Below are 21329 nucleotides of genomic sequence, written 5' to 3' on the forward strand. Positions count from 1 at the left end.
ATGGCCAGTTCCCACGCACGGTTCGAGCGTGTTGCCCGCGAACCCCGGGACCCCGGGGTCATCCGGTCCGGTCCGAGGGGCCGCCGACGCAGCACGTCGCTGCGACGACCGGCGCGATTGACCGTCATCGGGTCCGTCGGTGCCGTCGTCGCCGCCCTATTGCTCCAGCCCAGCCTTTCCGCCAATGCGGCCACGGCGCCGGTGGGAGCAGGGTTCACGATCACCAGCGGTGACCTCTCGTTCATCCTCAAGCAGATCAACATCGCGGAGCGCCACGCCGCCACCGCCACCACCACCGAGCCCTGCAAGGGCCTGCTCAACCAAACCAACGACGGGATCCCCGACGCCGAGCAGGTGCCGGACGTGCTCACGTCATACGGGCTCCGTACCGTCGGGGGCGAGTGCAACAACCTGGTACCGGGTCGTGAGAAGTTCGCTGCCGCCGACGTGCCGTTCCAGCGGATGGCCCCCGCGGACTTCAAGGACGCGGAGAGCGTCCCGGCCAGCTTCCCCGGCGCCGGGTCGGCCACCACCTACAAGGCGAAGTCGCCCGGCAACATGGTCTTCGACACCCAGCCGCGCGTCATCAGCAACCTCATCGTGGACCAGACGGCAAAGAACCCAGCGGCCGTCGCGGCTGCGGGCAACCCGGTCCGCAGCCAGGGCAACAAAGGCGTCGTTCCGTGCGGCCCGGGCGGAGACCCGAGCGCCGCGGACCCGAACGGCAACCCCGACGGGTGCACGCCGTCCGGCGAGACCCTGTCGATCCCGAACATCACGACCGACGTCGGCCTGTCCCCGCCCTCCAACGGGCTCTTCACGATCTTCGGGCAGTTCTTCGACCACGGCGTCGACCAGACCGTCAAGGGCGGCGGCACCGTCTTCGTGCCGCTGCGCGACGACGACCCGCTGGTCCTCGGCAAGGACGGTGTCCTCGGGACGTCGGACGACCTCGACCCGAACCTGCGGTTCATGGTGCTGACCCGCGGCCAGAACAACGCCGGTGCCGACGGCATCCTGGGCACGGCCGACGACCAGCAGGACGCCGACAACACCGACACGCCCTTGGTGGACCAGAGCCAGACCTACACCTCGCACGGTTCGCACCAGGCGTTCCTGCGCGAGTACGAGCTCGATGGCGCCAACCACCCGATCGACACCGGAAGGCTCCTCGGCGGCCCGAGCGTGGCCAACGGACTGGCCACGAACGACCTTCGCAAGGGCGGCATGTCGACCTGGGCCTCGACCAAGGACCAGGCCGCACGGGTCCTCGGCCTGAAGCTGCGCGATACCGACGTCGCCGACATCCCCATGCTGGCCACGGACCCGTACGGCAACTTCATCCCGGGGCCGGCCCGCGGACTGCCCCAGTACGCCACGGCAACCGGCCTCGTCGAGGGCGACCTCGCCTCTCCCGTCCAGCCGCCTGCGAACGTGCTGCGCTTCCACACGCCGTTCCTCACGGACATCGCCCACGACGCCGACCCCGGCTCGGTCGGGCGCTGCACAACCCCTGGGGTCAACAGCCCCTCAGGGTGCAAGGACCCCGACTCCGACACCGTGGCGGGAACCCAGCTCGACGGCCAAGCTGCCAACACCTACGACGACGAGCTGCTCGACGCGCACTTCACCGCCGGTGACGGTCGCGTCAACGAGAACATCGCCCTGACGACGGTGCACCAGATCTTCCACTCCGAGCACGACCGCCTCGTCGCCGACATCAACAACACCCTCACCACGAAGGTCCCCCAGACGGTGCTCCAGCAGTGGACCCGCACGACCGGCCCCGCAGGGTGGAACTACGGCCAGCGCCTCTTCCAGGCTGCCCGCTTCGTCACCGAGATGGAGTACCAGCACCTGGTGTTCGAGGAGTTCGCCCGCAAGGTGCAGCCGGCCATCGACCCGTTCCACGTCTACCACAGCGACGTGAACCCCACGATCCCGGCCGAGTTCGCCCACGCCGTATACCGTTTCGGTCACTCGATGCTCACCGAGACCATCGACCGCTCCGCGCCGGTGCCGACCGGGTCGACCTCGCCACCGCGGCACTACGACATCAAGCTGCTCGACGGGTTCCTCAACCCCCCGGAGTTCAACCGGGACCAGAACGGCGCCACGATCAGCTCTGAGGCCGCCGCCGGCGGGATCATCATGGGCATGTCCGACCAGGTCGGGCAGGAGATCGACGAGTTCGTCACCGACACCCTGCGCAACAACCTGCTGGGGCTGCCGCTCGACCTCCCGACGCTCAACATGACCCGGGCCCGTTCCGAGGGCATCCCGACCCTCAACGACCTGCGTCGGCAGATCAACGCGGTCACCAACGACGGACAGCTGGCTCCCTACACGAGCTGGGCAGACTTCGGGAACAACCTCAAGCACCCGGAGTCCCTCGTGAACTTCGTGGCCGCCTACGGGTCGTACCCGACGATCGTCGACGCCACGACCTACACCGCCAAGCGCGCCGCGGCGCAGAAGATCATCGACCCGGGACTGGGGATCAGCCCGACCCAGGACGAGATGGACTTCATCAACGGCAGTGGCGCGTGGGCCAACGTCGAGACCGGGCTGAACAAGGTCGACCTCTGGGTGGGTGGCCTCGCCGAGGCGACCGACATCAACGGCGGCCTGCTCGGCAAGACGTTCAACTACGTCTTCGAGACGTCGATGACCAACCTGCAGAACGGGGACCGGTTCTACTACCTGGCCCGGACCCCCGGGATGAACCTGCGCACCCAGCTCGAGAGCAACAGCTTCGCCGAGATGGTCATGCGCAACACCGACAACACGCACACCCTGAAGCAGGACGCGTTCGCCACCGCCGACTGCAAGTTCCAGATGGGCAACCTGGCCAACACCGCCGCCGGCTTCACGCAGTTCGGCGCCGCAGTGGCCGACGACCCGACGACCGACTGCGATGAGACCGCGCTGCTCACCCGGTCGGCCAACGGGCAGATCACCTACAAGCTGATCAACTCGGTGGACCCGTCCGGCATCAACGGCCAGTCGGTCTACAACGGCGACGGCACGTCCAACCGGGTCAAGGGCGGTATCGACAACGACACCATCCTCGGCAACGACGGAGACGACTGGCTCGACGGCAACTCCGGTGACGACGTCGTCATCGGTGGTGACGGCGCAGACCGCGTCACCGACACCGGCGGAGCGGACGTCCTCAAGGGCGGCCCCGGCAACGACGCCATGGACGCCGGCAACGGCATCGACATCATGATGGGTGGCGACGGCAAGGACTTCCTCAACGGCGGTGCCAACGACAACGAGGAGTTCGCGGGACCGGATGACGACTTCGTCATCGCGGGCGCCGGTACCGATACGGCCTTCGGCGACGGAGGCGACGACTGGCTACAGGGTGGCGCAGGGCAGGACCTGCTCATCGGTGACCACGCCGCACCGTTCTTCGACGACCCTGCCGAGACCAGCCCCGGCCACGACGTGTTCGTGGGTCAGGTCGGTGAGAACGACTACGACGCCGAGGGTGGCGACGACATCATGAGCCAGAACTCGTTCGTCGACCGCAACGCCGGTGCCGCCGGGTTCGACTGGGCCATCCACCAGTACAACACCGTCGCCGCCGACGACGACATGGCGATCAACAACAACCTCGGCCCGCTGCCGATCCAGGTGGTCGTCAACCGCGACCGCTGGCAGGAGGTCGAGGCCGACTCCGGGTCAGCTCGTGACGACGTGATCCGCGGCACCGACGATGTGCCTGCCGTGCTCGGAGGCGCCGGGTTCGCCGGATGCAACGTGCTCGACCAGGCTGGCGTCAACCGCATCAGCGGGCTCTCGGCCATCGTGCCGCAGCCGCTCACCGGTGACCTCGCTCCGGTGGTCGCCGCCTCGGCGGCCGGCACCTGCCCGCTCTCCGGACCCATCTGGGGCGAGGGCAACATCCTCCTCGGAGGTGGCGGCAGCGACACGATCACCGGTCGTGGGGCTGACGACATCATCGACGGAGACCGGGCTCTACAGGTGCGGATCAGCGTGCGCACCAACAAGGACGGCACCGGGCCCGAGATCGGCTCCGCCACCTTGATGGAGGGCACCTACCAGGCCGGCAACAGCAAGACGCTGCAGCAGGCGATCTTCGACGGGACGCTCGACCCGGGACAGCTGGTCACGGTGCGCGAGATCGTGCCGGCCCCGACCGGGGACACCGGCGTCGACACGGCGGTGTTCCTGGCCCCGAGGGCGTCGTTCACGGTGGTGCGCAACGCCAACGGCAGCCTCACGGTGACCCAGACCGGGGCGGTCAACAGGACGACCCAGAAGGTCTCTGACGGCATCGACACCCTCCGCGGGATCGAGCGCCTGCAGTTCACCGACCAGGTCGTGCTGACCGCGACGCCCGGCGCACCCACCAACGTCGCCGCTACGACGACGCCCAGCACCACCACGACGGGCTCCGCCACCGTGACGTGGACCGCTCCGGTCCTCGCTGCGGGGGTCTCCCCGATCACGTCGTACGACGTCGTGGTGAGCTCCGGTGGAGTGGTCACCCAGACCGTCACCGGCATCGCCCGGACGGCCACCAGCCGCACGGTCACCGGCCTCGTCACCGGGAGGACCTACACCTTCCAGGTTCGTGCCAACAACCTCTTCGGACCCGGCACGCTCTCGGCACCGTCCAACTCGGTCACCCCGGTGGGCATCCCGAGTGCACCGACGAACGTCATCGCCGTCAGGGGCAACGCCAGCGTCAGCCTGAGCTGGACCCCCGGCAGTGATGGAGGGTCACCCGTCACCGGGTGGGTCGTCCAGGTCCGCAGTGGTGGCGTCCTCGTCCGGACCGACACGGTGAGCGGCAGCACGCCGAGCACCCTCGTCACCGGACTCACCAACGGCACCGCGTACAACTTCCGGGTGCTGGCGGTCAACGCCAACGGCACCGGCGCGGCGTCGGCGAACTCCAACACGGTGACCCCGGCCACCATCCCCGGCGCACCGACCATCGGCACTGCCCTCTCGGGCGCGGCCGGGGGCGCGGTGAACGCCACTGCGGTGTGGACGGCCCCGGCCAGCAACGGTGGTTCGGCCATCACGAACTACCGAGTGGTGGCCTACCGGGTCGCGGCCGACGGCAGCACGTCGTTCTTCAGCCAGACGACGTTCAACGGGACCGTCACCCCGCGGACGATCACCCTGACCGCCGGGAACTACCAGTTCGAGGTGGTCGCCATCAACGCCCTCGGGGACAGCCTCCCGTCGGCGAAGTCCAACACTGTGGTCGCACGGTGACATGAGCGGCACGGGTCCGGGGGACCTTGCTCCCCCGGACCTCGCCGTCCCAGTCACCACCCCACATCCGCGGGCCCCGGACCCCCTCCCTCACTGGGTCCGGGGCACCGCACCCAGCCACACAGAGCCCGGCACGTCAGGTCCACGACGTGCCGGGCTCGGCGGCGCGGCCGCCCAGACCCCGGCTGCGTGTGGCGGACGTCAGTGTGAGGAGGAACCGAGGGGTTCCGGTCCTCCCTGTGAGGTGGAAGTGCCCGGTACGTCGACGACGGCCTGGCGCCCAGGCACGACGGCGACGAGCACGGCGGTGAGGGCCAGGATCACGCCAGCGAGGGCCAGCTCCACGACGAGCCCGCGGGTGAACCCCTTCCAACCCCGGCCGGCCGTGGGGGCAGGCCCAGCAAGGGCCGCTCCAGAGGAGGTAGAGGCGGGGGCGGGGGCCCAGCCACCCGCGACGACCATCCCGGCCACCCACCGTCGGGCGAGGTTCGCCACCACCAGCAGGACACCGACCGCCCCGGTCTTGGCGAGCAGGACCCGGCCGAACACCGTGCCGGTGAGTGCATCCAGGCTGCCCACCTCACGCCACGCGAGCACCGCCCCGGATGTGACGAGCACCGCGACGCTCGTGAGCGCGATCACGGAGAACCGGCGAAGTCCGTTGCGCACCATGGTCTCCCGATCGCAGAACAGTCCCACCACCACGACTGCCAGACCTCCGAGCCACACGACCATCGCGGCGATGTGGACGAGGTTGACCACCAGCGCGACGCCCTCGCCCGGGGGCACCGCGGAGTGCCCGACGAGGGGCCAGGTCGCCAGCAGCGCCGTCGTGGCCACCCCTGCCACGACCACCCAGGGACGACGCCACCGGTCGCGGACGGGCGCTGGCAGACCGAGGAGGGCCGTCACCCCGACGGCAGCGGCGACAAGCAGGTAGCTCCGCACGGCATACACCTGGTCGAACCGCCTGGAGTGGCTGTCCAGGGACTCCGGCGAACGCCACAGCGCCGACAGCGGCTGACCGCTGGCGTACACGCCCTGGAGCAACATCCCCCCGGCCGTGCTCACGACGAGCAGGGCCAGGCCGGTGACGACGACGGTGCGCAGTCGCCGGCGACCGAGGCCCTCGGGCCAGACGACCAGGGCTCCCACCACCGCTCCGGGGCCGAGCGCGGCTCCCACGAAGCCGCTCCACCGCAGCACCCCGAGGAGGATCCCCACACCCTCGTTCCGCCCGGGGTCAGGGAGCGAGCCCCGCACGTCGGTGGGGGCACCCACCGAGAACCGGAAGGAACCCGCCACCGGGTGGGTGTCCCCCGAGCTGACCCGCCACGCCACCGAGTACGTCCCCCGGCCGAGCCCCTGGCGCAGGGAGACCCCGACCGTCAGGGGGTCGCCGGGTGCCGTCCGGGCCGGGCCCACGTCCACCGGCGCGAACCGGTCGTCGTAGACGTCGATGCTCGCGTCGACCGCCTCCACCTGCTCACCGAAGGTGAGCGTGAGGGTACGGGGCGCCACCGCGACCACCGACCCGGCTGCGGGGTTGCTCCGGACGAGCTGTGCGTGCGCGTGCGCGGCCGTGGCGGTGAACCACAGCATCGCGCAGCAGCACAGCACCACCGCGGCTGCGGTGGCGCCCGGACCACGGAGCCCTCGCCGGGAGGCCACGAACGGAGCGTAGCCGCGGTGTGTGCGTATGAACTCCGCCGCACGGCTGACCCCAAAGGTTTGCCCAAGGTCGCGGCGCGACCATCGGGGCATGTCCCACGTGGTCGGTTCCCGACTGTGGCGGGTGGCCCTGGTGGCGCTGCTCGTCCTGTCGGCGACGGCGCTCGGGGTCCGCCACGTGGCTGCGGTGGTCCGGGGTCCGTCGGACCCGATGACGTTGCAGGTCAACGGGATCACCTACCGCGTGCTCCACGCCGAACAGGTCAGCGGTCTCAGCGACGCCGACCTCGGGGGCATGTCCCACGGGGTCAACAGCCTCGTCACCACGGACCGGGCCCTGGTCCGGGTGACCCTCGAGGTGTCCGCGCCCGAGAAGGGGGCGACGTACGACACCTCGGTCCTGCACGCGGTGGCCGGCAGGGTGCGCCTCGACCCGGTCGCCGGGTCGATGGAGCGGGGAAGGCTCCGCCCTGGTGGCCACCTGGAGGGCGCCATCTCGTACGTCGTGCCCCGGAACGGTGCGCAGCTGCGTCTCACCGCCGCGGACCAGCCAGCCGTGCCCCTCCTGCGCGTCGACACCGCCGGAGCCGACGCGACGCACGACCACGGGACCTCGGGTCCGCCCTCGACCACACCACCGCTCCCCAGCACCACCGTCACGAGGCAGGTCAAGCCATGACTCACTCACCACGTCCCGCCGGCCGACTCGTACCCCGCATCGTGACGGACGTCCTCGTCGCCTGCGCCTTCGCCGTGCTCGGTGCCCTGTGGCTGGGATGGCTCGAGCAGGCGGGGACGCAGGGTCAGCTGTCGCCAGTGGCCGTCCTCGACGGCCTCCCGGTGACCGGGTTCCTGCTGCCCCTGCTCGTCCTCGCCGTCCCCACGGTGCTGGCCCGCCACCGCAGCGCCGGACGCGGGGACGACCGCGGTCCCGGGCGGCACCGCGCTGCCGACACCGATCCCAGCTCGGCGTTGGTCCTCGTGACGCTCCAGCTCGCCATGACGGCCGCACTGGCCGCCGCCGCGGGGAACGGCATCCGTGCGACCTTCTTCGACACGGGCAGCGGCGGCCTCCCCGTCGTCGGCCTGCTGGCCGACACGGCCTCCCTGCTCGTCGCCTACCTCCCGTTCGCCGCGGCGGTCCTGCTCCTGCCCCAGCTCCCGCGGCTCCTCCGGCTGGCGCTGCACCGCCCGGCCCGGAGCCGTCGCGCGGTGGCCGGGCTGGCGGTCGCCGCCGTGGCCGTGGCCACCGCGGCCGCCACGTCCGTCCCCGCGTCTGCGGCGCCCTCACCGGGCTCTGTGAGCTGCTTCGCCGGGGGCGCGGCCGACAAGGTGTTCGACGTCACCGCGATGGACGTCGACACCCCGCTCAACCGTTTCGGTGACCACGACCCGAAGGGCAAGATCTACACGCTCACCAGCCAGGTCGCAGCCGTGAAGGCCCAAGCCCTCTCGCAGAAGGTCTCGGTCGGGCTGCACGGCGACGCCATACAGCCGTTGGTGATCCGAGCGAACGAGGGCGACTGCGTCCAGGTCCGCTACACCAACCAGTCGTCGACCGGCTCGTACGGCTTCCACGTCGACGGCCTCGAGTTCACCATCGCGTCGTCCGGCAACACCCTCGGTGCGAACCCGACGGCGACCGTGCCCAAGGGCGCCAGCCGCACCTACCGCTTCAGCGTGCCCGACGACCCGCGCGAGGAGGGTGGCCACTACATCCACCCGGGACCGGGGTTCCGGGCCGCGGTCAACCACGGCCTGTTCGGCGCCCTGGTCGTCGAGCCTAAGGGTTCCACCTACTGGGACCCGACGACCGCGGGCCTACCGCTGGCGTCGGGTTGGGAGGCGATCATCAAGCCGTCCGGGACCGATGCGGCGTGCGAACCATCCTCGACCATGCCGACGTGCGGGTTCCGCGAGGCGGCACTGCTGCACCACGAGATAGGCAACGACAACGAGTTGCTCAAGAACAAGTTGGGCGTCGACATCCCTCTCGTGGATGACACGACCGGGAGCTACCGCCCCGGGGCCTTCGCGCTGAACTACCGCTCGGAGCCGTTTCGCAACCGGTTGCTCGCGTTTCCCAGGGAGAAGTCGCACTCGTACAGCTCGTACACGTTCGGTGAGCCCGCGACGCCGATGATGCGCGGCTACCTCGCCGACCCCACGAAGATCCGCCTCATGCACGTGGGAGCCGAGAAGTTCCACGTCTTCCACCTGCACGGCGGTGGCGACCGGTGGCGGGCCAACCCCGTCGCGGACGACGCCATGAGCTACGCCAGGACGGGGCTGTACAAGGACCCCGAGACCGGCTCGCAGTCCCAACGCCTCGACTCCCAGTCGATCGGGCCCGGCGAGTCCTACAACCTCGAGATCGAGGGCGGCGCGGGCGGCGTCCAGCAGAGCACCGGCGACTTCCTCTTCCACTGCCACATCGCCAAGCACTACACGTCGGGCATGTGGGGGCTGTGGCGGGTGTTCGACACGCTGCAACCGGACCTCGTGCCGCTCGGTGACCGTCCCGCACCGCCCGCCGCGGTGGACTCGGCCGGGCTGCTCGGCAGGACCTTCCACGGCACCACCCTGACCAAGGACAACCTCGACGACTGGATCCGTCCGCAGCTCCCGCCGTCCGGGATCCCGCAGGGCGGCCAGGACCCGACCGTGTGGGACTGGAAGGTCGCAGGGACCCCGACCGCGCCGGTCTACCTCGGCGCGCCCGCCGACCCGACGGTGTTCCCCGACTCCGTGCAGGTGGTGCAGGGGCAACCCAACCTGCTCGCCGTCGACGTCGGGCACCTGGTCGGCTCGCGCCCGGCGATCTTGTTCAACCCCCTCAACGGCAGACCCGCGTACCCGTTGCTGCGCACCAACATCGGGAAGCGACCACCGTTCACGCCGGCGGGCCACTCGGGAGCACCGTGGCTCGGCGCCAACAACTACCAGGCATCCACCGACTCCACCGACCCCTGGGGCGGACGCGACGACGCCCTCTGCCCCCAGAACCGACAGCTGCGCACCTACAACGTCGTGGCCATCGGCAAGACGATCCCGCGCAGCCCGACCGTCAACGACCCCGACGGCAAGCTCTTCGTCCTCGCCAAGGACAAGGCGGCTACCCTCGCGGACCCAACCCGCTCCGACCCCTTGGCGATCCGCGCCAACACCGGCGACTGTGTGGCGATCACCCTCACGAACGAGATCCCCGATGCCTCGGCGTTCGACAAGTTTTCCAAGGCCAGCATGCACATCCACCACGTGCAGTTCGACGTCCAAGGCTCCGATGGGGTCTCGGCCGGCTTCGCCTACGAGCACAGCGTCCGTCCGTACACCGTCACCGACCCGAAGCTCGTCGTGGCCGCCCACGAGGGCGACACGGTCCTGAGCCTGTCGTCGGTGGCCAAGTTCAACGGAACCGACGCCAACGGCCTCCCTTCGCACCCGTGGCTCGCCGTCGGCGAAGGGCTCGAGTCCATCGAGGTTCACCAGGTCGCGTCCGTGGACACCGCTGCCGGCACGGTGACCCTCACGAGTCCGTTGCGCTCCGACCACGCGTCCGCGGAGTCGGCGGGCACCGAGTTCATCCAGTACCGCTGGTACCCCGACGTGACGCTGGACAACGTCTTCTGGCACGACCACGTGGACGGCATCCACGGCTGGGGCCACGGCCTCGTCGGCCAACTCATCGTGGAGCCCTCCGGCTCGACCTACCACGACCCGGTTACGGGCGCCGAGGTCGACTCGGGGACGGTGGTCGACATCCACACCTCGAACCCCCTGGTCCCGGGCGTCGTGGACGGCAGTTTCCGCGAGCTCGTCCTGTGGACGATCAACGACAACGACGCCTCGGGCTGGTCCACGCTCAACCTGCGTGCCAACCCCCTCTCGGCGCGGCTCGACAAGGCCAACCAGTTCAGCTCGTGGAAGTACGGCGACCCCGTGACCCCACTGCCACGGATGTACCCCGGGGACCCGCTCGTCGTCCGGTCCATCAGCGTCTCCCCCACCGTCGACTCGCTGCACTTCGTCGGCGGCCGCACCACCCAGGAGGTGCGCGAGACCAGGGCGAGCATCGTCGACACCGTGCACGCCGGCGTCAGCGAGCGCGACAGCCTCGTGATCGGCGGCACCGACCCCGCGCTGGCGCTCCCCGCCGGCGACTACCTCTATGCCAACGGCACCGAGCTGCGCACCCAGCAGGGCGCCTGGGGCATCGTGCGCGTCCTCCCCGGCCGGGTCGGCTCCCTGCGCCCGCTCCCCGGCAACACCCCGGCCACGGAGTACACCGAACCGACGTCGACGGGGGCGGCACCTCCTCCGACGACGTCCCCGGGCAACCCGTGCCCGTTGGGTGCCCCGACCCGGCAGTTCGACCTCAGCGCGATGGACCGGTCGGGCAACGTCTCGGGCGGCCGCACGGCATACGTCCCCAACGAGGACGTGGCGTCGATCAAGGCGCGGCTCAAGGTCCCGGTCCCCCTCGTGATGCACGTCGTGGCAGGCGAGTGCGTCACGGTGCACCTCACCAACCTGCTCGGCAGCCCGGTGGGGTTCGCCGTCGGGAAGATGCATCGGGAGGCGGGCTCGGGCGGTGTCAACGTCGGGTTCTCGACCGACCAGAACACCGCGCCTAACGCCACACGCTCCTACGTCTACTACGTCCCGGAGCACCGGGTGGGATCCGCGGTCGTCAGCGACCTCGCGTCCAACGGTCGCCTCAAGAACGGCCTCTACGGCGTCATGGTGGTGGCCCCCGCCTCACAGGTCCCGGGGCTGAGCACCGAGTTCAGCGACCCGGTGACGGGGGAGGCCAAGAGCCTCGGCGGCCAGGTCATCGTGCACGTCCCGGGTGGCTCCCCGCAGGACTACCGCGACTTCACGGTGACCGTCGCCGACAACGACGCCCAGATCGGACAGGACTTCATGCCGTACCCGACCAGCGCCACTGCTGGCCGCTCCAACATCAGCTATCTCGCGGCCCCGGTAGGTGACGGCGCCACGTCGTTCAGGAACCCCGGCAAGGTGCCCTACCTCACCGCCTTTGCGGGCGATCCCGAGGTGGTCCACGTCCTCATGGCACCGGGCAGCGAGAACAACCACGTATTCAGCCTGGGCGGCTTCCGCTGGGAGCAGGAACCCCTCGTCGGCCGCTCCCCCTGGCTGACCGCGCAGGGTATGGCGCCGTGGGAGACCTATGACCTGAATGTGGTCGGCGGAGCCGGAGGGACCGCCGAGGTGCCCGGTGACTACTTCTACGGTGATCTCCGGCGGCCGTTCACCGCGGTCGGCATCTGGGGTCTCCAACGGGTCCTGTCCCCGTCGACCGCCACCTGCCCGATCCTGCTCGTCGACGGAAGCACCTGCTGAGGCCGTCGTGACACAGCCCGAGGCTGTCGCACCCGGTGACGGCACACCACGGTCCGGCGAGACACCTCCGTCACCACCCGTAGGAGATCTCGTCCCCGTGGGGGGTCGTCATCGCCGCAGACCCGTCTTACGATCGCCAAAGACTGCCGACCGCGAGCTCGCGGTCCGGCGGCTCGACGGCCAACCCAGCGGGGAGGACTGATGGCCGAACCAGACAAGCGGAGCGCGCCCCGCGTGGTGCGGATCCCGGTGCGCCGCCCGCTCATCGCGGCGGTGACCGTCGCGGCACTCGGCGCTGCCCTGCTCGCCGGCGGGGGCACGCAGGGTGCGTCGAGGGCGTCGGCGCCACCAACGGCCTCCGGCCAGGGCTCGACGTCCGGCGTCGACGGCTGGGACGTCTCCTCGCGCGACCTCGTGGTTGGTGACCGCACCAGCAGCATGCTGGCCGTCGACCAGGTGCTGGCCGACCCGCGGCAGGTCTCGACCCTGGCCGCAGCCCTGGAGACGGGAGCCGGCATCCCGCAGTCGGGCACGTTGGCGACGGCCACCGACATCCCGGACGTCCTCTGGGCCGCCTACCGGTCGGCCCGCGCCTCGGCACCGGCCGCCTGCCGGCTGCCGGTGCAGCTCCTCGCCGCGATCGGCCAGGTGGAGTCGGGCTCCCTGGCGGGACGTGGCCTGGACAGCCGGCACCGGGCGGTGCCAAGCGTCGTGGGGCCGGTCCTGGACGGCAGGGGCGTCGCAGCGATCCGGGACACCGACGGCGGGCGGTATGACGGCGACCCTGTCTGGGACCGTGCGGTCGGCCCGATGCAGTTCATCCCCTCGACGTGGCAGCGCTGGGGCCGTGATGGCAACCACGACGGCATCAGCGACCCGCAGAACGTCGAGGACGCTGCATACTCCGCGGCTGCATACCTGTGCGCCGGGGGGCGCGACCTGGCGACGCCCGCCGGCCTGCGGTCGGCGATCCTGTCCTACAACCACTCCGCGACGTACCTCGCCGACGTGCTGCTCCTCATGAAGACCGTGACCCCCGGTGGCCCATTCCCGCGCTCGGTGGTGACGGTCTCGGTGGTGCTGCGTCCGCTGGTCGGACCGCCTTCGGGCCCACCCGTGCGCGCCGCCTCGTCGGGCACTGGCTCGTCTCGCACCGGCGCGTCGGGCACGGGCCCGAGGTTGCTTGGCACGCCCAGCAGCTCGACCACGTCGAGCGTCACTTCCGGGACGACCAGCTCCTCCCCCACCAGCTCGACCACCACCACGACCCCCACCACGGTCACCACGACCGCCGCCGGGCCGACGAGCCCACCGGTCACGACGACCGCAACGACCACGACGCCGCCCATGACGACGACCGGCCCCACCACCTCGACCGGTCCCCCCACCACCACGACGAGCACGACCACCAGCACGACGACGACCTGCCCGGTAACACCGAGCACCGATGGGACGACGACCACCACGACGACGACGACCACCACCACGACGACGACCACCACGACGTCGACCACCACGGATCCCACCGTGACCAGCACGACGACCACCCCCGACCCGTGCGCGTCCCCGTCGTCGACCACGACGTCGGCCACCGGCGCCGGCACGGCAGGCCCGGTCGCCACGACGACAAGCATCGAGGGACCCACGGCGGGCTGACGGTCACCTGGGGCGAACGGTCACCTCGGCCCGAGCACCTGCACGGGTCGAGGACCCGCGCCCGTCAGTCGACGATCTCGAACCGGACGGTGCTCGTGCTGATGGTCGCCTCGGTGAGGCGCACCCGCACCCGTGTCCCGAGGTCGTTCTCACCGGAGGCGTTCGCAAGGACGGCCGGCTCCTGGACCTGGACGACGGCGCGACCCTTCTCCCGCTGGTCCACGACCATGGCGTCGAACACCTCTCCCACGCGGTCCTCCAGGGCAGCCGCCTCGACGGCGTCAGCGCACCCGCGCTCCACCGCGCCGGCCACCTTGTCCGAGGCCGCCATCACCTCGGGCAGCGACGGGAGTGCCTCGCGGGCCCAGGCGGGCACGGGCGCACCGGTGCTGATCGCCTCGCAGATCGCCAGGCCGAACCGGTCGACCAGCCGCCGCAGCGGCGCGGTGACGTGCGCATAGGCCGCCGCCACGGCTGCGTGCTGCGACTCCTGCGGGACCGACCCGTCGAAGGGTGTGTAGCCGGCACCGCGGAACAACGCCGTCGCCTCGTGGATCAGGGCCAGGTGCTTCGGGTTGGTGCGGTCCAGGGTGCGCAGGAACTCGCCGTACGGCACGTCCTTGCGCCACTCGACCCCCAGCGCCCGGCTCGCGTGGCGGAACCGTGCGATCGCGCCCTCGTCCGGCGCGGGCATGGTGCGCAGGATGCCGACCTTGGCCCCGAGCATCAGGTCGGCTGCCGCCATACCGGTCATCAGCGAGATCTGGGCGTTCCAGTCCTCGGCGTCCAGCGGCGGTCGGAAGTGCAGGCGGTAGTGGCCGCCCTCGTCCTCGGTGACCTCCTGCTCGGGCATCGGCAGACTCGCTCCACCGCGCTTGCGTTCGAGCTCGATCCGGCGGGTGCCGACCTCCTTGAGCAGCTCGAGCCGCTCGTCGGCGCCGCCGGCGTCGATCGCCTTCTGCACCTGGTCGTAGTCGAACCTGTCGGTGCTGCGGACCATGGCACGGTAGAGACTCGTCGCGGTGGTCGAGCCGTCGGCGGCCAGGCGCAGGTCCCACACGAAGGCAGGACGCACCTGCTCCGGCAGCAGGCTAGCGGCGTCCTCGCTGATCGACGGCGGATGCAGAGGGGTGCGGTGGTCCGGGGCGTAGATGGTCTGGCCACGCCGGCGGGTCTCAATGTCGACGGCACCGCCCGCGCGGACGAACGCCGGGACGTCCGCGATCGCGTAGCGCACGCGGTAGCCCTCACCGTCGCGCTCGATGTGCAGCGCCTGGTCGAGGTCCATCGAGCCGGGCGGGTCGATGGTGAGGAAGGCGACCGCCGTCTCGTCGCGCTCGGGCAGGTCGGGTGACCCCGCCGCCTGCTTGGCCTCCACCTCCACCTCGGATGGGAACGCCTCCGGCACCGCGTTCTGGGCGCGGACCGCGTCGAACCGGGCCTGCAGCTCCGCGGACTGGGTGACGGCCTGCTCGGCCACCGGCTTCTCGACCTGGATTCGTCGCATGGGCATTGCGTCAACCTATCCAGTGGACCGGCGCGGCACCCGTCGGACGAGAGACCTAGGCTGACCCGGTGCTGATCCTGCTGCCCCCGTCGGAGTCGAAGACGGGCCGCACCCGTGGTCGCCCCGTCGACCCGGACCGGCTGAGCTTCCCCCAGCTCACCGACACACGGCGCGCTGTCGCCGCGGCCGTCGCCACGGTGAGCGCCCACCCCGACGCCGCGGACGTCCTCGGTGTGAGCCCCAACCTCACGCGGGAGATCGCCCGCAACACCACGCTCCGGACGGCCCCGTCGTCCCCGGCCTCGCAGGTCTACTCGGGAGTCCTCTTCGACGCCCTGGACCACGGCTCTCTCGACGGCGCCGCCAAGCGGCGCGCCAACCGGTGGCTCGTCGTCGTGTCCGCGCTCTACGGCGCCGTGCGCCCCACGGACGCCATCGCCCCCTACCGGCTCTCCATGGCCGTGAACCTGCCCGGTGTCGGCCCCCTCGCCAGCGCGTGGAAGCCCGAGCTCTCCGAGGTGCTCCCGGAGGCCGCCGGCCGCGGGCTCGTGGTCGACTGCCGCTCCAGCACGTATGCCGCCGCGTGGACTCCGCAGGGCCCGCTGGCCGACCGTTGGGTGCAGGTCCGGGTGCCGGGCGCCACCCACATGGCCAAGCACACCCGCGGCCTGGTGGCCCGGCACCTGTGCGAGGTGGGCCGCGACGTGCGCAAGGTCCCCCAGCTGGTCGACGTCCTCACCGACGCCTTCGAGGTCTCGCTGACGCCACCACCGAGGGCCGGCCGGCCCTGGGTGCTCGACGCCACGGCCCGCGCATGAGGGCGCTGGTCTCGTGAGCGGCACCGAGCTCGCCGACCTCTTCTCCCGTGTCGCACCGGTCCTGGTCTTCTTCGTGGCCATCACGGTGGTGGCCGAGATCGCCGACGGCGCAGGCGTGTTCGACGTCGCGGGCCACTGGACCTCCCGGGCCGGGCGGCACCGGGTGCTCCTGCTGTGGCTGCTGTTTGTGCTCCTCGCCGTCGTCTGCACGGTGTTCCTCAGCCTCGACACGACCGCGGTGCTGCTGACGCCCGTGGGGCTCGCGATCGCCGCGCAGCTGGGCATCTCGCCACTGCCGTTCGCGATGACGACGCTCTGGCTGGCCAACACCGCCAGCCTGCTGCTGCCGGTCTCCAACCTGTCGAACCTCCTGTCGTTGCACCACTTCGACGAGCTCGGGGTCGGCCACGCGGGGTACGTCCGCCTGGCGGCCGCGCCGGCCCTGGCGGCCGTCGTGGGCACCCTGATCGTGCTGTGGGTGTTCAACCGCAAGGACCTTCGCGGACGCTACGAGCCCGACGCCCCTCCCGAGCCGCACGACCCCGTGATGCTCCGCATCGCCGGCGGAGTCTGCCTGGCCGTTGGTCCGCTCTTCGCCTTGGGGCTCTCCCCCGCTTGGGTGTCGTCCGTGGCTGCGGTGGTCCTGGTCGTCACCCTAGGCGTGCGCGACCGCCGGTCGCTGAGTCGGCTCTCCGTGCCGTGGCAGATGGCCCTGGGCGTCGCAGTCCTCTTCGTCGTCATCGACGTCGCCCTGCGCCACGGCCTGCAGCCCGTGCTCGAGTCGCTGGCCGGCTCGGGTACGGCGCCCGCGGACCTCGCGCGCGTTGCCGGCAGTGGTGCGCTGACCGCCAACGTGGCCAACAACCTGCCCGCCTACATCGCCCTCGAGTCCGTCGCCTCCGACGCCCCCCAGCGGCTCATGGCCCTGCTCATCGGTGTCAACGTCGCACCCCTGGTGACGCCGTGGGCGTCCCTCGCGACGCTGCTCTGGGCGCAGCGGTGCCGCGCCCGCGGCCTGAGCGTGAAGCCCTGGACGCTGGCCGTCCAGGGGCTGGTGTGCGCCCTCGTGGCCGCCGGTCTCTCGGTCGCCGCGCTCGCCCTCGCGGGCTGACGCTCCGGCCACTGGACCGTTGGTTGCTAGCACCGTCGCCCTGCCTACGTCACCGAGTCCTCCAACCGCCTAGAGGAAGTACCGAGCGTGAGACTGGCGATCGAGACGTTGCAGCAGGCCGGCTCGGCCACCTGTGTAGCTTCGTCCGGAAGCCATGCCCGGATGACCCTCACCCTGGGTCTCATCGGTCTACGCGCTTTGTTCGAAGGTCGCATCTACCCCGCCGAGGACGTGCACCGGGGCAAGCCCGCCCCGGACCTGTTCCGGCTGGCCGCAGATCGGATGGGGCGCGCCGCTGTGCAGGCGTCGTCGTCGAGGACAGCCCTTGCGGGGTTCAGGCAGCGCTGTCCGCTGCACTGCGCTGCATCGGGTACGCGGGCCTGACGCCTGACGCCCGAGGCCGCGCTGCAGGACGCTGACGAGGTCATCACCGACATGGCGTACCTGGCGCCTGCCATCGAACGCTGTGGCTCAGGCAAGCCTCAACGTTGACCCGTGACCTCACACCCATGGGCGGAGGTTCCCCATTCCACCGCGAGGCGGCTTCGCTCCTCGACGGTGGTGACCGGATGTGCGCCACCGGCGTCAACCTAGGCGGCTCGTCAGGTCTGTTCCTAGGTAGACCGTGCGACCGTTGCGCACGGCACCGGGAGGGAACCCCATGAACCGCACGAGCAGTCTCCGCGCCGCAGTCGTGGCCACCGTGTCCGTACTGGCGTTGATAGCCGCGCCGACCACCGCCAGCGCACAGGCCCCACCGGGCCCGGTCGACGAGTCGAGGCTGGTTCCGACTCTGAGCCCGACCTTCACCCCGTGGACGTGCAAGGCGGAGCAGACAGGGCCCGTGTGCACGGGGAGCCGACACCTCACGTTCGACTGGGAACTCACCGACTTCCCGTGTGCCGTGCCCGTGTACAACGCCCGTGACGAACGCCGTCGGCAGACCCGGTTCTACGACTGGAACTACCTCAACTACGACCGTTCATTCCAGAGCAATGACGTCGACTGGTTCAGCACCTCACCGCAGGGGCCGGCCACGGGGTCCATTTCGACGACGATCCGCTTCCAGGAGCACTACGGCGTTCCTGGTGACGACGCGACGCGCACGATCACCACCGACGGCGTGCTGTACGACATCCGCTCGGCCCAGGGAGCACCGTTGTGGCGCGCAGTCGGCACCGTGATCGAGCCGCCCGGCGTGGTGGGCACCTTCACCGGCCACGTGACCGACCACGGCGTCAGCATGCGGTACGTCGATGTCCCGTTCTCCGAGGTCCTGCCTGACGACACCTTCGTCTCCTTGGTGTGCGAGGCCGCCACCGCCACGCCGTGAGGACTCGGCACGTCATGACACGCTCGCCCATTCGGGGGTGGTGCTACGCCTGCGCCCACTCCAGGCTGAGTCGGGGTTCTCCACCTACGTTTGGGGGATGCGATGCAGGCGGATGACCGACGTGACTACGAGTGGGTCTTCCGCGCCAGCTTCACCTCCATCACCCGCACCGTGTACCTGATCGTCCACGACCAGGCTGTGGCAGAAGAGGTCACCCAGGACGCCTTCATCAAGCTGCTCGGGAACTGGAGCTCCATCGCGGGTTACGACCGACCCGAGGCGTGGGTCCGCAAGGTGGCCATCCGGATGGCCGTGCGTCATGTCGGTCGAGAAGCGCGCCGCCCTGTGAAGGAGGCCAGGGCCCAGCCCTTCCGGCCAGCCGTGGCTGCGGCGCCGGATCCCGACGTTTTGCGGGCCGTCCAGCAGCTGGCTCCCATGCAGCGTGCCGTCGTTGTCCTCCACTACTTCGAGGACCGGCCCGTCCTCGAGATCGCCCGCACGCTGCAAGTGTCCGAGTCGACCGTGAAGCAGCACCTGTACCGCGCCCGCTCGCGGCTCGCGCAGTCTCTCGGAGAGGAGGTCGGGTCCGATGTCCGTTGACGACCGCCTGCGCACGGGACTGACCGCCAATGCCACTGCCCTTGCCGAACCGAACGTCGAGCTCATCCTCGGCAAGGCCCTCGCCGCCCACCGACGCCGCCGGGCACTGCGCTGGGCCGCCATCGCTGGAATGACAGCGGCAGCCTGCGCAGCCGTGGCGCTGCCCGTGGTGTGGCACGGGAACGAGACGCTGGGGCCGCCTGCCGGCCGCACCTCAACCACGTTTGAGGGTGGGTATGCCGGGCTCGTCACCACGGTGCCCGGCGCGCCGCAGGCATCCGGCCGTTGGGCGCTCGAACTCGATGCGAACGGTCAGTTGGTCGCGACCGCACCCAATAGATACGGCAAGGGCGTGCCTGAGGCGATCGGCGCGGTCGACGGTCGGCACCTGCGAACCGAAGTCTTCAATGAGAACCTGTGTGAGGGCCGTGGTTCCGGGCGCTACACGGCAAGTCGACGCGGGGATCACCTCGTATTCCAGCTGGCAAGTGACCCCTGCGCAGCGCGCGTCGCGTTCTTCACCACGACGACGTGGATCTCCACCGACGTCTTTGCCTACACCGGACCCCGGATCCCGGAAGCCCGGTGGGCGCGGGACGTCACGGCCAGCCAGCTGAACGCCCTCGGGTTCCACCCCGATGCCGCGTGGCTGGCCTCCAACGGGTTCACCGACGGGAGGAGCCGGTTCGTCATCGAGTTCGCCGGAAGTCGGTGGTTCATCTTCGTCGAGACTGACCAGGGCGGCCTCGAGATCGGAGACCAGGGCACTGTCACCTACGACGCTCTCGGCCGATGGGTTCAGAACGGCGCCACGGCCATCGAGTGGTCGATCCAGGGCGACACCCTCACCACGCGCAACGTCGTTCCCGTCGAAGGGCTACGGCCGACTCCAACCAGCGCGGAGGAACGAGCCGTACTCGAGGGCATCTGGCAGCGGATGCCCTGACCCGCGTCCTTCTGCGCCGTAGGTGTTGCGCTCAGACACCGGGGCGCGCCGCTCTCTCGTGCGCCTGTCAACCACTCAGGGTCACGAGAGTGATCGAGCGACGATTTTCTCAGACCTGTTCGGGGCGCTTGCGACTCGGTAGCGTGCCGTCGATGAGGATCCGCAAAGTTGGGCGCTGGGCCTATGTTGCGGTCTTGATCGCGGTGGCCGTCGGCTGCGTCGCATTGGGCATCGCGGTTGCCAACTTGGCCTGGGATTGGTGGGGTGAGCCATGCAACTGCTCAGACCTCGGTCCACTCGGCCGACTTGGCACATACTGCAGCGATACGTGCATCTCGGTTGGTCCACTGTCTGTCAGCCGGGTCTGGGGCGCTCCACTGCTCCTGCTCGGACTGCCGGCGTTGGGTTCCGCCCTGGCGGGGTCATTGATGCAAAGGGCTGAACGTGCCAGCGCCCCGGAGGACTGATCGCCCCCACCGCCATATGCCGACTGACTCGGTTGGGCGACCAAAGGGGCGGTAGCTGCGTGGCGTCCAGAAGCGTGACTTACTTGGCGGTACCGAAGGTCCGTCCCTTCGCCACCTGACGCGTGGGACGCCGGTGAGTTGTTGGGCCAGCCCGCCACCGCTCACCTTCGCAAGGCCCCGATTCCGTCCAGCAGCAGGTCGAGACCCACGTCGAACTCGTCGGCGAAGTCATACCCGGCGTCGACGACCTCCGTGATGATCGCGTCGAGGTTGGGATACGGGCTGGGCCCCTGGTGCTCCCGAGCGTGATCGGACTTGGCGCGGCCCGGGACTCGACCAGACCGAAGGCCCAAGGGTGCCGACGCAGGACCAAGCGCTCCGAAACCGACCTGGTGCGGAGCCCGACTCACCAATCCTCACCTTCGAGGAGGGCCATCTCGCGGAAGACCTGGTCCACCAGGGCATCGAGCAGCGCGTCCTTGTTCGCGAAGTGAAGCCGCCATGCCCTCCACGCCGAGGGGCCGCCCGAGGGCCCGCATGGACAGTGCCGACAACCCACCCTCGTCGGCGAGTGCCATCGCCGCCTCGAGGATG

At 70.3% G+C, this 21329-nt stretch carries 12 protein-coding genes and 2 pseudogenes; 10 read left to right on the top strand and 4 right to left on the bottom strand.

The annotated features are described in order from the left end of the window. Positions 1 to 5259 (top strand): peroxidase family protein, encoded by a 5259-nt coding sequence (locus tag ABEG17_RS00005; RefSeq protein WP_406831204.1) that lies wholly within the window; start codon positions 1 to 3, stop codon positions 5257 to 5259. A 201-nt stretch (positions 5260 to 5460) separates the two neighbouring features. Here ABEG17_RS00005 and ABEG17_RS00010 read toward each other — a convergent pair whose 3' ends face one another. Further along, positions 5461 to 6930 (bottom strand): copper resistance CopC/CopD family protein, encoded by a 1470-nt coding sequence (locus ABEG17_RS00010; RefSeq protein WP_406831205.1) that lies wholly within the window; start codon positions 6928 to 6930, stop codon positions 5461 to 5463. Between the two features lie 91 nt (positions 6931 to 7021). Between ABEG17_RS00010 and ABEG17_RS00015 the strand changes: the two genes are divergently transcribed. From ABEG17_RS00015 to ABEG17_RS00025, 3 genes and pseudogenes are all read left to right on the top strand, one after another. After that, positions 7022 to 7609, top strand: coding sequence for a hypothetical protein (locus tag ABEG17_RS00015; protein ID WP_406831206.1), 588 nt, complete (start codon positions 7022 to 7024; stop codon positions 7607 to 7609). After that, positions 7606 to 12297 (top strand): multicopper oxidase domain-containing protein, encoded by a 4692-nt coding sequence (locus ABEG17_RS00020; protein ID WP_406831207.1) that lies wholly within the window; start codon positions 7606 to 7608, stop codon positions 12295 to 12297. Before ABEG17_RS00015 ends, ABEG17_RS00020 begins: the two co-directional genes overlap by 4 nt. A gap of 438 nt (positions 12298 to 12735) precedes the next feature. Next, positions 12736 to 13218 (top strand): annotated as a pseudogene (locus ABEG17_RS00025) (lytic murein transglycosylase); the annotation flags it as partial. A gap of 56 nt (positions 13219 to 13274) precedes the next feature. Here ABEG17_RS00025 and ABEG17_RS00030 read toward each other — a convergent pair. Beyond that, the gene (locus ABEG17_RS00030; RefSeq protein ID WP_406833248.1) at positions 13275 to 13919 is read right to left on the bottom strand and encodes a hypothetical protein; all 645 of its coding nucleotides are present in this window, start codon (positions 13917 to 13919) and stop codon (positions 13275 to 13277) included. Between the two features lie 98 nt (positions 13920 to 14017). After that, a complete protein-coding gene (locus tag ABEG17_RS00035) occupies positions 14018 to 15466 on the bottom strand; it encodes an RNB domain-containing ribonuclease (protein ID WP_406831208.1) in 1449 nt (482 codons plus the stop codon). Between the two features lie 62 nt (positions 15467 to 15528). Between ABEG17_RS00035 and ABEG17_RS00040 the strand changes: the two genes are divergently transcribed. From ABEG17_RS00040 to ABEG17_RS00065, 6 genes and pseudogenes are all read left to right on the top strand, one after another. Beyond that, positions 15529 to 16278, top strand: a complete 750-nt coding sequence (locus ABEG17_RS00040) for a YaaA family protein (RefSeq protein ID WP_406831209.1) — start codon at positions 15529 to 15531, stop codon at positions 16276 to 16278. 13 nt (positions 16279 to 16291) lie between these two features. Next, on the top strand, positions 16292 to 17389 hold the full coding sequence (locus tag ABEG17_RS00045) for an SLC13 family permease (RefSeq protein ID WP_406831210.1): 1098 nt from the start codon (positions 16292 to 16294) through the stop codon (positions 17387 to 17389). Between the two features lie 57 nt (positions 17390 to 17446). Further along, positions 17447 to 17773, top strand: a pseudogene (locus tag ABEG17_RS00050) (HAD family hydrolase); the annotation flags it as partial. 277 nt (positions 17774 to 18050) lie between these two features. Continuing rightward, a complete protein-coding gene (locus ABEG17_RS00055; protein WP_406831211.1) occupies positions 18051 to 18722 on the top strand; it encodes a hypothetical protein in 672 nt (223 codons plus the stop codon). Between the two features lie 102 nt (positions 18723 to 18824). Then, positions 18825 to 19322 (top strand): RNA polymerase sigma factor, encoded by a 498-nt coding sequence (locus tag ABEG17_RS00060; protein ID WP_406831212.1) that lies wholly within the window; start codon positions 18825 to 18827, stop codon positions 19320 to 19322. After that, positions 19312 to 20268, top strand: a complete 957-nt coding sequence (locus ABEG17_RS00065; protein WP_406831213.1) for a hypothetical protein — start codon at positions 19312 to 19314, stop codon at positions 20266 to 20268. The genes ABEG17_RS00060 and ABEG17_RS00065 overlap by 11 nt, the downstream gene beginning before the upstream one ends. Positions 20269 to 20896: 628 nt before the next feature. On the opposite strand, the gene ABEG17_RS00070 is transcribed toward ABEG17_RS00065, so the two are convergent. Continuing rightward, complete coding sequence (locus ABEG17_RS00070; RefSeq protein WP_406831214.1) at positions 20897 to 21088, bottom strand: hypothetical protein; 192 nt, start codon at positions 21086 to 21088, stop codon at positions 20897 to 20899. Positions 21089 to 21329 lie beyond the last annotated feature (241 nt).

Origin of the sequence: Pedococcus sp. KACC 23699, assembly GCF_045348425.1 — a bacterium.
Classification (GTDB): Bacteria; Actinomycetota; Actinomycetes; order Actinomycetales; family Dermatophilaceae; genus Pedococcus.

Bases quoted from the DNA above. Each gene is read 5' to 3' on its own strand.
- ABEG17_RS00005 (WP_406831204.1), top strand. From the start codon at position 1: ATGGCCAGTTCCCACGCACGGTTCGAGCGTGTTGCCCGCGAACCCCGG.
- ABEG17_RS00015 (WP_406831206.1), top strand. From the start codon at position 7,022: ATGTCCCACGTGGTCGGTTCCCGACTGTGGCGGGTGGCCCTGGTGGCG.
- ABEG17_RS00020 (WP_406831207.1), top strand. From the start codon at position 7,606: ATGACTCACTCACCACGTCCCGCCGGCCGACTCGTACCCCGCATCGTG.
- ABEG17_RS00035 (WP_406831208.1), bottom strand. From the start codon at position 15,466: ATGCCCATGCGACGAATCCAGGTCGAGAAGCCGGTGGCCGAGCAGGCC.
- ABEG17_RS00055 (WP_406831211.1), top strand. From the start codon at position 18,051: ATGAACCGCACGAGCAGTCTCCGCGCCGCAGTCGTGGCCACCGTGTCC.
- ABEG17_RS00060 (WP_406831212.1), top strand. From the start codon at position 18,825: ATGCAGGCGGATGACCGACGTGACTACGAGTGGGTCTTCCGCGCCAGC.
- ABEG17_RS00065 (WP_406831213.1), top strand. From the start codon at position 19,312: ATGTCCGTTGACGACCGCCTGCGCACGGGACTGACCGCCAATGCCACT.